The 12,700-nt window shown below is 70.0% G+C and carries 11 protein-coding genes; 4 read left to right on the top strand and 7 right to left on the bottom strand.

Annotated elements, in window-relative coordinates:
- Positions 1-234: 234 nt before the first annotated feature.
- The 3 genes from ACWDU1_RS19585 to rfbD are packed head-to-tail and all read right to left on the bottom strand — an operon-like array spanning position 235 to position 3,159.
- Complete coding sequence (locus ACWDU1_RS19585; RefSeq protein ID WP_450000320.1) at positions 235-1,314, bottom strand: sugar phosphate nucleotidyltransferase; 1,080 nt, start codon at positions 1,312-1,314, stop codon at positions 235-237.
- Between the two features lie 46 nt (positions 1,315-1,360).
- The gene (locus tag ACWDU1_RS19580; protein WP_450000318.1) at positions 1,361-2,278 is read right to left on the bottom strand and encodes a glycosyltransferase family 2 protein; all 918 of its coding nucleotides are present in this window, start codon (positions 2,276-2,278) and stop codon (positions 1,361-1,363) included.
- An 11-nt stretch (positions 2,279-2,289) separates the two neighbouring features.
- Positions 2,290-3,159, bottom strand: coding sequence for a dTDP-4-dehydrorhamnose reductase (gene rfbD, locus ACWDU1_RS19575; protein ID WP_450000316.1), 870 nt, complete (start codon positions 3,157-3,159; stop codon positions 2,290-2,292).
- A gap of 127 nt (positions 3,160-3,286) precedes the next feature.
- Here rfbD and ACWDU1_RS19570 point away from each other — a divergent pair, with 127 nt between their 5' ends.
- The 4 genes from ACWDU1_RS19570 (at position 3,287) to ACWDU1_RS19555 (ending at position 8,441) form a co-directional block, all read left to right on the top strand.
- Positions 3,287-4,786 (top strand): LCP family protein, encoded by a 1,500-nt coding sequence (locus ACWDU1_RS19570; protein ID WP_450000314.1) that lies wholly within the window; start codon positions 3,287-3,289, stop codon positions 4,784-4,786.
- A 15-nt stretch (positions 4,787-4,801) separates the two neighbouring features.
- Entirely contained in the window at positions 4,802-5,521 is a 720-nt protein-coding gene (locus ACWDU1_RS19565; RefSeq protein ID WP_450000312.1) for a TIGR03089 family protein, read from the top strand.
- Positions 5,522-5,636: 115 nt separating this feature from the next.
- Positions 5,637-6,941 (top strand): cytochrome P450, encoded by a 1,305-nt coding sequence (locus ACWDU1_RS19560; RefSeq protein WP_450000310.1) that lies wholly within the window; start codon positions 5,637-5,639, stop codon positions 6,939-6,941.
- Between the two features lie 39 nt (positions 6,942-6,980).
- A complete protein-coding gene (locus ACWDU1_RS19555; protein ID WP_450000308.1) occupies positions 6,981-8,441 on the top strand; it encodes a phytoene desaturase family protein in 1,461 nt (486 codons plus the stop codon).
- On the opposite strand, the gene ACWDU1_RS19550 is transcribed toward ACWDU1_RS19555, so the two are convergent.
- From ACWDU1_RS19550 to ACWDU1_RS19535, 4 genes are all read right to left on the bottom strand, one after another.
- Positions 8,438-8,575, bottom strand: a complete 138-nt coding sequence (locus ACWDU1_RS19550) for a hypothetical protein (RefSeq protein WP_450000306.1) — start codon at positions 8,573-8,575, stop codon at positions 8,438-8,440. The genes ACWDU1_RS19555 and ACWDU1_RS19550 overlap by 4 nt on opposite strands.
- 55 nt (positions 8,576-8,630) lie before the next feature.
- Complete coding sequence (gene manA / locus ACWDU1_RS19545; RefSeq protein WP_450000304.1) at positions 8,631-9,845, bottom strand: mannose-6-phosphate isomerase, class I; 1,215 nt, start codon at positions 9,843-9,845, stop codon at positions 8,631-8,633.
- Entirely contained in the window at positions 9,845-11,026 is a 1,182-nt protein-coding gene (locus tag ACWDU1_RS19540; RefSeq protein ID WP_450000302.1) for a tobH protein, read from the bottom strand. Before ACWDU1_RS19540 ends, manA begins: the two co-directional genes overlap by 1 nt.
- A gap of 114 nt (positions 11,027-11,140) precedes the next feature.
- The gene (locus tag ACWDU1_RS19535; RefSeq protein WP_450000301.1) at positions 11,141-12,517 is read right to left on the bottom strand and encodes a phosphomannomutase/phosphoglucomutase; all 1,377 of its coding nucleotides are present in this window, start codon (positions 12,515-12,517) and stop codon (positions 11,141-11,143) included.
- Positions 12,518-12,700 lie beyond the last annotated feature (183 nt).

Genomic DNA, 12,700 nt, shown 5'->3' with positions numbered 1-12,700 from the left:
GAAGAACCGGGCTACCAGGGGCCCCACCCTCGAGCGCCGGAGGCGCTCCAAAATTACAGCCCCACCCTTCGCGGAGGGGGTTACCCCGAACTCGCCTCCGCGATGGGGGTTACCCCGAACTCGCCTCCGCGAAGGAGCTCCCCCCGAACCCACCTCCGCGAAGGAGCTCCCCCCGAACCCACCTCCCCGAAAGGGCTCCCCCCCGAACCCACCTCCGCGACGGGCCCCTCCGAATCAAACGTCTGTAGAAAACCGGATCCCCCCGTCCGGGATCTCCACGCCCGGCCAGACCCGGGCGCCGCGGAGCAGTTCGCACCGCGCGCCGACGCTGGCCCCGTCGCCGATGACGCCGTCGCGAACCAGCGCGCGGGGCCCGATCCGGGCGCCGAAGCCGATGATGGAGCGTTCGACGGTGGCGCCCGCTTCCACCTTCGCGCCGTCGAACAGGATCGCCCCGTCCAGCCGGGCGCCCGCGCCGACTTCCGCGCCGCGTCCGACCACGGTGCCGCCGATGAGCAGCGCGCCGGGGGCGATGCCGGCGCCTTCGTGGACCAGCGATTCACCACGCTGTCCGGGCAGGACGGGGGAGGGGGCGATACCGCGGACCAGATCGGCCGATCCGCGGACGAAGTCCTCGGGGGTGCCCATATCCCGCCAGTAGGAGGCGTCGACATGGCCTTGGAGCCGGGCACCCTCGGTGAGCAGGGTGGGGAACACCTCGCGTTCCACCGAGACCGCCCGCCCGGCCGGGATCTTCTCGATGTATTCGCGGCGGAAGACGTAACAACCGGCGTTGATCTGGTCGGTGGGCGGGTCCTGGGTCTTCTCCAGGAACGCCGTGACCCGGCCGTCGGTGTCGGTGGGTACGCAGCCGAAGGCTCGTGGGTCGCTGACCCGCACCAGGTGCAGGGTGACGTCGGCCTCGGTGGTCTCGTGGGTTTCCAGGATCGCGCGCAGATCGGTCCCGCCGAGGACATCGCCGTTGAAGACCATGACGTTGTCGGCGGTGAGCTTGGGCAGCACGTTGCGGATACCGCCGCCGGTGCCCAGGGGCTCGGTTTCGGTGACGTAGTCGATGGACAGGCCGAATTCGGCGCCGTCACCGAAATGGTCCTCGAACACCTCCGCTTTGTAGGAGGTGCCGAGGACCACATGCTCGATACCGGCGGCGGCGATGCGGGCCAGCAGATGGGTCAGGAACGGGACTCCGGCCGTCGGCAACATCGGCTTGGGCGCCGACAGGGTCAGCGGCCGCAGCCGGGTGCCCTTCCCGCCGACCAGAATCACCGCGTCCGCGCCTGCATGTGATGCCATGGAGCTCCCTTGTTCCCATCCGACCGTCGACCCGGCACGGTACCGGTCAGTGCCGACCGGCGAGTTCCCGCTCCCGTGCTCGCAGAGCGGATCGAACCGCAATCCGGCAGCGCACCGCAAGTCCGGCCTTCAGGGCGAGCCGCAGCGGCGCCTGCCACCAGTGCGGATGCCGGTCGGCCTGGAATCGGTAGGCGCTGGCGTGGTGGGCGGGCAGCATCTTCTCGGGGTTGCGCCCGGCGGCGTGGCCCTTGGCGTGGGTGACCTCGGCGTCCGGGATGAAGACGTTGTGCCAGCCGGCCCGGCCCATCCGGTCGCCGAAGTCGACGTCTTCCATGTACATGAAGTAGCGCGAATCGAAACCTTCGATCGAATCGAAGGCGGCACGGCGCACCAGCAGGCACGAACCGGACAACCAGCCGACCGTGCGTTCGGAGATCTCCTCGTTCTCCTGCCGGTAGCGGCGGGTCCACGGATTGGACTTCCACACCGCGCCCAGGATCGCGTGCCCGGCACCGTCGAGCAGGCCGGGCACCGACCGGGCCGACGGGTAGACGCTGCCGTCCGGTTCCCGGACCAGGGGGCCGATGGCGCCTGCTCGCGGCCAGCGGGCGGCGGCCGCGAGCATGATGTCGATGGAGTCGTTACCCCAGCGGATATCGGGGTTGGCGATCAGTACGTATTCGAGATCGGGGTCGAGTTCGGCCACGGCCCGGTTGATGGCGCCGCCGTAGCCGATATTGCCCCCGGTCGGTAGGAAGCTCACATGGGCGTTGGCCTGTGCCGCCAGTTCCGGGACACCGTCGGTGGACCCGTTGTCGGCCAGGATGACCTGCGGCTTCTCGGCGGTCGCGGTGGCCAGGGTACTGATGAAATGCTCGAGATGTTCGCCCGGCGAATAGGTGACCGTCACCACTGCCAGACGAGGGCGGTCATGCGGTTGATCCGGGGTATCGGAAGCGCTCACAGCGCCCCACCCTAATGGGCCACCCGGGCGAGTGCCTCGGTCAGCGCGGATTCCCATGGGCGCAACGGGGTCAGCCCGGCGTCGCGCCAGGCCGTACCGGACAGCACCGAGTAGCCGGGCCGGGGCGCGGGGCGCGGGAATTCCGTGGAAGCGCAGGGCCGGACCCGGCCGGGATCGGCCCCGATTCCGGCGAATACCGCACGGGCCAGATCGAACCAGCTGGCCCGGCCGGAGTTGGTGGCGTGCAGCACCGCGGGACCGACGGGACGGGCGGCCAGTTCGAGCAGTGCCGCGGCGAGGTCGGCGGCGTAGGTGGGGGAACCGATCTGGTCGTTCACCACGTTCACGGTGTCGCGTTCACGTTCCAGGCGTCGCATGGTGGCCACGAAGTCGCTGTCGGCGCCGGAGTACACCCAGGCCGTGCGGACTATCTGTCCCCGCGGACAGTGCTGGAGTACCGCCTGTTCACCGGCGAGTTTGGAGCGACCGTAGACCGTCGACGGCCCGGTGGGGTCGGTGGTCTCGTAGGGGACGGTGCCGGTGCCGGGGAACACGTAGTCGGTGGAGATGTGGATGAGGCGGGCTCCGGCCCGGGCGCAGGCGCGGGCCAGGATCTCGGGCCCGGTCGCGTTGACCGCGAACGCGGCCGCGGTATCGGATTCCGCTCGATCGACCGCGGTGTAGGCGGCACAATTGAGAACGATATCGCCCGGCCGGACCGCCGATTCCACGGCGACCGGGTCGGTGATGTCCAGCCCGGAACGGGTACCGGCCCGGGCCCGCGGAACCAGTCGCAGCAGTTCGCGGCCGAGTTGCCCGCCGGCCCCGGTGACGAGAAGACGGGCGCTGAGATCGGTTCCGGGCGGTACTGCGGCGTTCACGGGCCCAGTCTGGCACGCCGTCGGCGGCCGAATCGGGGGCACCCGGGCTGCCGTTGGTTAGCCTGCGTGGTGCGGAAGGTGTTTCGACGGCATACGCGACACGGGTCGGGGTCCTCGACCGATCCGGATGGGGAGAGGAAGTAGACAGGTGGCGCAGCGTGGGGAGCCGACGTTGTGGAGTCCGGTGCGGATCATCGTCGCATCGGTTGCTCTGATTGTGCTGGTGGGTACCGGGTTCGCCTGGCGCGGTGTGGATTCGCTGGTCTCGAATATCGAACGGATCAGCGATCTCGGGCTGGGCGGGCACAAGGACGGCGCGGTGGACATCCTGCTCGTGGGCGTGGATTCGCGGACCGACGCCAAGGGTGATCCGCTCAGCGACGCCGAACGGGCCATGCTGCACGCGGGCGACGAGATCGGTACCAACACCGATACGATCGTGCTGGTCCGAGTGCCCAACGACGGGCGTTCGGCGACTGCCATCTCGATTCCCCGGGACGCCTATGTCGATATCCCGGGCCTGGGCAAGGGCAAGATCAACTCCGCGTACGGGAACACCAAACAGACCGTCGCCGACGAACTGCTCGCCGACGGGGAATCCGAGGAGGTGGCCGACGAACAGTCCACCCAGCGGGGGCGCCAGGCGCTGATCGAATCGGTCGCGGGGCTCACCGGTATCACCGTGGACCACTACGCCGAGGTCAGCCTGCTCGGGTTCGTACTGCTCACCGACGCGGTGGGCGGGGTGGACGTCTGCCTGCGGCATCAGGTGGACGAACCGCTCTCCGGTGCCTATTTCCCGGCCGGCCGCCAGAAACTGGACGGCCCGCAGGCGCTGAGTTTCGTCCGGCAACGCCATAACCTCGAGCGCGGCGATCTGGACCGGATCGTGCGCCAGCAGGTGTTCATGGCCCAGCTGGTGCATCAAATCGTCAGTGCCGACACCCTGAGCAATCCGAGCCGCCTGCGCGAGCTCAGCGAGGCCGTCGGCCGCACCGTGGTCCTCGACGAGGGCTGGGATCTGCTGGGCTTCCTGAACCAGTTGCAGGAACTCACCGCGGGGGAGGTCACCTTCGAGACCATTCCGGTCGCCGATCTCAACGGCACCACGTCCAACGGGGAATCGGTGGTCCGGGTCGAAACCGGCGAGGTGCAGGACTATGTGGCGGCGCTGGTCGGGGAGGAGCCCAGTGGATCCGCGTCGCAGCCGAGTACGTCGGCGGCGCCACCGGTCACGCCGGGGCTGGTGGAGGTCGCGGTGTACAACTCCAGCACGATCTCGGGCCTGGCCTACACGGTGTCCCAGGAACTGACCGCCCTCGGTTACCTCGAGGGCGCGGTGGGTAACTATGCGGATGGGCCGGTATCGCAGAGTCAGGTCCGCGCCCGGTCCGCGTCGGATCCGGCGGCGAAAGCGGTCGCCGCCGCGCTCGGCGGGTTGCCCGTGGTGGCGGATCGGTCGGTCGTCGCGGGGACGGTGAGCGTGGTGCTGGCGAGCGACTACGCTGGCCCCGGATCCGGTAGCGAGGACGTGATCGATTTCGGCGAATCGTCGACATCGGCGACCCCGGTACCGCCCGCACCGCCCATCGCGGCGGCCGAAGACGGACCCACCTGTGTGAATTGAACGCGAAAGCAGACGATGCGTGACATAGACCAGGCCACGACCCTTCCCGAGGCACTGCTCGAGCCGATCCTGGAGCGCGAACCGGCCGCGCCCCGCGTCACCTGGTACGACGACGCCCTGGGCGCGCGGATCGAACTATCCGGCCTCACGCTGGCCAACTGGGCGGCCAAAACCGCCAACCTGGTCCGCGACGAATTCGGGCTCACCCCGGGCGCCCGGGTCGCGGTGCTGCTGCCCGCGCACTGGCAGACCGCCGCCGTGCTGCTGGGCTGCTGGTGGGCGGGCACGGAAGTGGTGCTGGGCCCGGACCCCGACGCGGAACTGGTGTTCGCGGCGGCGGACCGGCTGGACGAGACCGAGGACGCCGCCGAGGTGGCCGCGCTCTCGCTGGACCCGATGGGCGGGCCGGTACGTGATCTCCCGATCGGGGTCACCGATTACGCGACCGCGGTCCGCGTGCACGGCGATCAGTTCCTGCCCGGCGGTGCCGGCGCCGCCCTCGACGGCCTGCCGGTGGCGGAGGTGCTGCTGGTGGCGCGCAAATCCGCGGCCCGGCAGGGGCTCTCGGAAACCGACCGGGTGCTGTCGTCGGGCACCTGGGACACCGCCGACGAACTGATCGATCGTTTCGTCGCCGTACTGGTGGCCGGGGCCTCGCTGGTGCAGGTGGCCAATCCCGATCCGGCCCTGTGGGATCGGCGTGTGGACAGCGAACGGGTGACCCGCGCTCTGTGACCCCTGCCCCTCCTACTACGGTAGGGCGCGAATTCCGACTACGGCAGGTTCCGCAATCCCGGTGGTGTCCGTAGCGTTCATCCCGGACGCGACGGTGCGACGACGGAGGGGCAGCATGAAACCGCAGTACGTGTATCGATGGGTCAACAACCACGGGGTGGTCCGGGCCTTCAAGAAGGCCAGGCTGCGCAGTGGTGACGCCTTCGCGCGTCTGAACGGCAGTGCGGAGGGGATCGAGAATCCGTACGCGGTGATCGAGGAGCTGCGCGGTTCGGGCGGGTTGCGGCGGACCCCTCCGGTGTGGAGCACCTTCGACTACGACCTGGTCCGGGAAATACTGCGGGACAACCGTTTCGGGGTCGGTATGCCCACCGTGCTGCCCACGCCGCGGATCGTACTGCGCGCGCTGAACCACAACAGCATCCCGGCCAATCCGGTCGATCCGCCGTCGATGCTGGTGATGGATCAGCCGGAGCACACCCGGCTGCGTAAGCCCGTCACCACGGCCTTCACTCCGCGCGCGATCGCCCGGCTGCGGGACCGGATCACCACGGTGACCGACGAACTGCTCGACGCGCTGCCCGACGACGGGCCCACCGATCTGGTCACCCGGTACGCCTCACAGGTGCCCATCGCGATCATCTCGGAAATGCTCGGTTTCCCCGATTCCGATCGTGAGATGTTCCTGCGCTGGGGCGATGACATCAGCCCGCTGCTGGATCTCGGGATCTCCTGGCGGACCCACCAGCGCGCGATGGACGCCTCCGAACGGGTGAACCGGTACCTGCTCGACCATATCGAGCGGCTGCGGGCCGAACCGGGCGACGATATCCTCAGCAGCCTGGTGACGGCCGGCGAGTTGTCCACCCACGAACTGTGCGCATCGGCGACGCTGCTGATGGGAGCCGGTTTCGAAACCACGGTCAACCTGATCGGCAAGGGTATCGTGCTGCTGCTGCGCCATCCCGACCAGCTCGCCCGGTTGCGGGAAGAACCGGACCTGTGGTCCAACGCGGTGGAGGAGATCCTGCGCTTCGACCCCACGGTGCAGACCACGGCCCGGACCGCCCGCGAGGATCTGGAGATCGCCGGTCACCGGTTGCGCCGGGGCTCGACGGTGGTGCTGTCGCTGGCCGGCGCCAACCGTGATCCCGCGGTGTTCACCGATCCGGCCCGCTTCGATATCACCCGCGCGAACGCGAAGAGTCACCTGGCGTTCAGCAGCGGAATCCATGTCTGCCTGGGCGCGGGCCTGGCCCGGATGGAGGGGATGTACGCGCTGCGCGCGCTGTTCGACGCCTTCCCCGAACTGCGGCTGACCGAGCCACCGGCGCGGCGTCAGCAGTTCACCCTGCACGGCTACCAGCACATCCCCGCCCACACCGGGCCGCGCGTACGCAGCCACCAGCCCACCGGATGACGCCGCGGCGTTCTTCGGCGCTGCGGCAGAATCGGGTGTATGGCTGACGTCGTGGTGGTCGGGTCCGGACCCAACGGTCTGGCGGCCGCGGTGATCCTCGCCGGCGCCGGTCTCGAGGTGGAGGTCCACGAGGCGGCGCCGACTCCGGGCGGCGGCTGCCGCACCGCGGAAGTGACGCTGCCCGGGTTCCGGCACGATATCTGCTCCGGAGCCCATCCGATGGCCTTCGCGTCCCCGTTCTTCCGGGCCTTCGATCTGGCCGCGCACGGCGTGGAGCTGCTGACGCCCGCGGCCTCCTACGCGCACCCGCTCGACGGCGGGACGGCCGGAGTCGCCTGGCGCGATCTGGATCGGACCGTGGACGGGCTCGGTGCCGACGGCCGCGCCTGGCGCGGGCTGTTCGGGCCGCTGGTCCGCGAGTGGCCGGAGGTGGTGCGGACCGCCATGTCGGATATGCGGCATCTGCCGCCGACTCCGGCGACCGTCCGGTTCGGCCTGCGGTTGCTGGAGCAGGCCTCACCGCTGTGGAACGTCCGATTCGCCGGCCCGGTGGCCCCCGCGCTGTTCACCGGGGTGGCCACGCATGTCGTCGCGCCGCCGCGATCCCCGGCCGCGGCCGGGGCGGGGCTGTTGCTGGCCACCCTGGCGCATGCCGGCGGCTGGCCGGTACCGCGGGGCGGCAGCCAGGCGATCGTGGACGCGCTGGGCGCCGAACTCATCCGGCGCGGCGGCCGGATGATCACCGGGCACACCGTGGATTCGGTCGCGGAGTTCGGTACCGCGCGCGCGATACTCTGCGACACCTCCCCGGCCGAACTGGTCCGCATCGCCGGCGACCGGCTGCCCGGCCGCTACCGTCGCGGACTCGAGCGTTTCCGGTACGGCCCGGGCTCCTGCAAGGTCGATTTCGCGCTCTCCGGGCCGGTTCCGTGGCAGGCGCCGGACTGCGCCGCGGCGGGCACGCTGCACCTGGTCGGCACCCGGGCCGAGGCACTGTCCGCCGAATACGCCGTCGCGTCCGGGGTGCATACCGAGACGCCGTACACGCTGGTGATACAGCCCGGTGTCGTCGACCCGGGCCGGGCGCCCGAGGGGCGGCACACCCTCTACGCCTACGCCCACACACCGCACGGGTCGGCCCGTGATATCAGCGAGCAGGTGATCGGCCAGATCGAACGTTTCGCCCCGGGATTCCGGGACCTGATCCTGGCGCAGCACGTCCGGACGGCGGCGCAGCTGTCCGCCTACAACGCCAACTACGTGGGCGGCGATATCGGAACCGGCGCGATGACCCTGCGCCAGACGGTGTTCCGGCCCGTGCCGCGCGGGAATCCGTACGCCACCGGCGTACCGGGCCTCTACCTGTGCTCCTCGGCCACCCCGCCGGGCGGCGGGGTGCACGGGATGGCCGGTTTGCACGCGGCCGGGCACGTATTGCGCACGGTATTCGGCCGCGAGGACGATCCGTACGAACTGGCCGCCCCGCTCGGCGGCCGCTAGACCTGCGCCGAGGTCTCGCGGTACAGGTCGGGCTCCGGATAGCTGGCCCGGGCATCGGGCACCGTGGCCCGCACCCGGGCCGCGTCGATACCGGCGGTGATCCCAGCGATGTCCAGGCCCGGCGTCACCGCCACCTCGGCGACCGGCCGGGCCGCGGTATCCGGTCTCGCCGGAGGGATTCCCGCCCGGTCACCAGGATCCGACGCAGGCGCAGAACAGGCTGGCCGGGCCGTCGGCGGCCTGGGCACGGATATCGGTGTCGGCGGCCGAGATCCAGGCCGCGGTACCGCGCGTGAGTTCGACCCGGTGCTCGCCCCGGAGCAGCCGCGCCGACCCGGCCGTGCACAGGACGATTCCCGGCCCGGCATCGGTGAGCGGGACCAGCGCCGATCCGGCGGTGAGATCGAAACGGCGCAAAGAGAACTCCGGCGCGGGAGTCGGATAGCGCACCGAACCGTCGCCCGCGGGCTGCGGCAGCACCAGCGGCAGATCGATCGGTTCGAAATCGAGGACCTTCAGCAATTCCGGGACATCGACATGTTTCGGCGTCAACCCGCCCCGCAGCACATTGTCCGAGTTCGCCATGATCTCCACCCCGACCCCGCGCAGGTAGGCGTGCAGGTTACCGGCGTCGAGATACAGGCCCTGCCCGGGTTGCAGGGTGATCCGGTTCAGCAGCAGCGCCGCCAGCACCCCGGCGTCCCCGGGATAGGCCTCGGCCAGTTCCAGCGTGGTGCGCGCCTCGGCGGCGAATTCCTTCTCCGAATTCGAGAGGTAGCGCACACAGCCGTCCAGTACGGCCGGGAGCAGGGTGTCCAGCACGGTCGGCGGGAGCGTGATCCAGCTGGTGAACAGAGTTCGCAGCCCATCGGAATCGGGTTGCGCGGCCAGCAGGTCGGCGTACTGGCCGAGTTCGGCGACCTCCAGCACCCGGAACAGTTCCACCGTGCGCAGCGGATCGCGGAACCCCGCGAGCGCCTCGAACCGCTCCAGCGCCACCACCAGCTCCGGTTTATGGCTGTCGTCGCGGTAGTTGCGCATCGGCGAATCGAACGGCACCCGATTGCGGTTCTCCCGGGCGAAACCGGCCCGCGCCTGTTCCGCGCTGGGATGGGCCTGCAGTGAGAGCGGCTCCTCGGCGGCCAGGATCTTCAGCAGGAACGGCAGCCGGTCGTCGAAACGTCGCGCCGCCGGACCCAGCTCCGCGATCGGATCGTCGGACACCACCTCGAGTAATGACCGGGTGCCGTCCGAGGTGCGGATATAGGCCGGATCGGCCGGATGCGCCCCGAACCAGAGTTCGGCCTCCGGATGCGCCGAAGGGACCGGACGGCCGCAGAGTTCGGCGAGCGCGGTGCGCGAGCCCCAGGCATACGAGCGCAACGCACCCACTAGTTCGTGCACTAGTAGCGTCCCCCGTCGTAGCCGCCGGGATCATGCGCGGTGACCGCGCGGCCACCGATGATCCGCAGATACGCGGCTGCCATCTCCCAGCGCAACGCCAGCACGGCGAGTCGTTCGAGCTCTCCGCCCACCGGCGGGGCCGCCGGTGCGCCGGGCTCGGCACGCGACGGATCGGCCGGGATCGTCTCGAGGTCCGCGGTCACCAGATCGGCGTCCACGGTCGCCCCGGTGAACACGGCGAGTTTGCGCCGGGCCGCGACGGGATCGGAATCGGTGCTGCACAGGAAGACCCGGTGTTTCTCGACCGGCGGCGGCCCGTCGAGCTGTTCGTCGTGGAACAGCGGATCGTAATCGGGTGCGGCGACCTCGGCCGCCGCCGAGATCCGCGGTAGCGCCGCCACCGCCACGGCATGTTCCACGGCCGTGGCCGCGCGGCCCGCCGACTGCAGCAGGACTTCAGCGGCATGCACCGCCAGTTCGGTGGTGGCGGGGGTGTCACCGGTGAGGATCAGCCCGCGCTGCTGGGTCCGGGCGGCAAGATTCTTGGCCGGATTGTGGAACACCTCGTGCAGCGGGCCGTCGCGCAAGGCCTCGGTATCGAGCAGATCGGCCAGTTCCGCCAGGTCCGGCAGCGATACCGCGCCGCGGGCGGGATCCAGTGCCCGCAGGACCGCGATACCGACCGCCAGGTAGCGCAGCAGCCGGTTGTCGTCCAGCACCGGAACCCGGGGTTCCAGCAGCATGGCGCGCCCGGCCGCCGCCGCCCGCAGCGGACCCTCGTCGGGTGCGGCCACCACGACCTCGGCGCCGCGCCGCTGCGCCCGGTCCACGGCATCTATCAGCCGGGGATCGCCGGCGTCGTCGCCCGCGACCAGCACCACATCCAGCGGGCCGGCCCACGAGGGCACCGAGGACACCGGGACCAGGGGCAGCCCGGCGCGATCGCCCAGCGCGGCGACCAGCAGCGCGGCGGCCCGGGCCGCCCGGCCGGGGCCCGAGATCAGCAGCAGGCTGCGTGGTCGCAGACCGTGCAAACGGGCGAGCGCGTCCTCTGCCACGGTCGCGGCGACGGCTCGCACCTGGGCGCCGCCGGATGCGGCGGAGCGAAGGGCGCCGCCGGTATCGGCGGCCTCGAGCATTGCGGCATCGTCCAGATCGAATACCGGGGTGTCAGCGATCATCGGGCGTGGCACCTCCCCTCATCGCGCTGTCAGCGGTCTCGGCCGCATCTGCCCGGGTCGTGGACGCCGGGCCTGGAACGGGCGAATCCACGGTGTGTATTTCCACTATTCCAGTCAGGCGCGGACGATGCGCAGGATCTCGGTCACGAGTGCGTCTACTTCCTCCGGCGACCGCGCTTCGACGTTGAGCCGCAGTAGCGGTTCGGTATTGGAGGCCCGCAGGTTGAACCAGGCGTTATCGGGCAACTGCACCGTCACGCCGTCGAGCCGGTCGACCGAGATCGCCCGCCCCGCGAAGGCGTCGAGCACCGCACCGGTGCGTTCGGCGGCGTCGGCGACGGTCGAGTTGATCTCGCCCGACGCCGCGTAGCGGGTGTAGGACGCCATCAGCTCCGACACCGGCCGTTTGTCCTCACCGAGCGCCGCCAGCACATGCAAGGCCGCCAGCATGCCGGAATCGGCGCCGAAGAAGTCACGGAAGTAGTAGTGCGCGGAGTGTTCCCCGCCGAATACCGCGCCGGTTTTGGCCATGAGCTGCTTGATGAAGGAGTGCCCCACCCGGGACCGCACCGGGTTGCCGCCTAGTTCGGTCACCAGTTCGGGCACCGCCCGCGAAGTGATCAGGTTGTGGATGATCGTCGCACCGGACTCCTTGGCGAGCTCCCGCTCGGCCACCAGAGCGGTGATCGCCGACGGGGACACCGCTTCACCGCGTTCGTCGACCACGAAGCAGCGATCGGCGTCGCCGTCGAAGGCCAGGCCGATATCGGCGCCCGATTCCCGCACCAGGGCCTGTAGATCGACCAGATTCTTCGGGTCCAGCGGGTTGGCCTCGTGGTTGGGAAACGAGCCGTCCAGTTCGAAGAACAGCGGCACGATCTTCACCTGCGGTAGCGCGCCCAGAACCGCGGGTACGGTGTGGCCGCCCATCCCGTTTCCGGCATCGACCGCGACGGTCAGCGACCGCAGCCCGTCCAGATCGACCAGCCCGCGCAGGAACGCGGCGTAATCGGCCAGGAGATCGGTTTCCGTGGCCGTGCCGGGCGCGCCGTCGTAACCGGGCACCCCGCGAGTCACCTCCTCGGCGATCACGGCCAGACCGGTGTCCTGCCCCACCGGCAACGCCCGCGGCCGGCACAGTTTGATGCCGTTGTAGCGGGCGGGATTGTGACTGGCGGTGAACATGGCCCCCGGGCAATCGAGCTCCCCGGAAGCGAAATACAGCTGATCCGTGGAAGCCAGCCCGATATGCACCACATCCAGCCCCTGCGCGAGCACACCCTCGGCGAAAGCGGCCACCAGCCCGGGGGAAGAGGTGCGCATATCGTGCCCGATCACGACGCGCCGCGCGTCCTCGGCCCGCATGAGCCGGGCGAAAGCCGAGCCGGTATCACGAACGAAATCGGCATCGAGCTGTTCCCCGACCACACCGCGGATATCGTAGGCCTTGATCACCGCGTTCACGGACTCGGCAGAGCGGGCGACTGTCATGCCGACCAGCCTATAATTTCGGCGGGCCCTCCGAAGAGGCCGGGGCTGGAATGTTGGAGCGGCTTCTTCGCGAAGGTGAGTTGGGGTGTGCCCCCTTCGTGAACAGGTGAGTTTGGAACAACCCGTTCGCGAAGGGTGGGGCTGTAATTTTGGAGCGCCTCCGGCGCTCGAGGGTGGGGCCCC

It is taken from the genome of Nocardia sp. NPDC003345 (assembly GCF_053589395.1).
Note: the sequence above shows the minus strand (reverse complement) of the source record. Positions and strands in the feature narration are given on the sequence as shown.

Coding starts and splice junctions, on each gene's coding strand:
- ACWDU1_RS19535 (WP_450000301.1), bottom strand. CDS start 12,517: ATGACAGTCGCCCGCTCTGCCGAGTCCGTGAACGCGGTGATCAAGGCC.
- ACWDU1_RS19585 (WP_450000320.1), bottom strand. CDS start 1,314: ATGGCATCACATGCAGGCGCGGACGCGGTGATTCTGGTCGGCGGGAAG.
- ACWDU1_RS19565 (WP_450000312.1), top strand. CDS start 4,802: ATGCGTGACATAGACCAGGCCACGACCCTTCCCGAGGCACTGCTCGAG.
- ACWDU1_RS19555 (WP_450000308.1), top strand. CDS start 6,981: ATGGCTGACGTCGTGGTGGTCGGGTCCGGACCCAACGGTCTGGCGGCC.
- ACWDU1_RS19540 (WP_450000302.1), bottom strand. CDS start 11,026: ATGATCGCTGACACCCCGGTATTCGATCTGGACGATGCCGCAATGCTC.
- ACWDU1_RS19570 (WP_450000314.1), top strand. CDS start 3,287: ATGGGGAGAGGAAGTAGACAGGTGGCGCAGCGTGGGGAGCCGACGTTG.
- ACWDU1_RS19560 (WP_450000310.1), top strand. CDS start 5,637: ATGAAACCGCAGTACGTGTATCGATGGGTCAACAACCACGGGGTGGTC.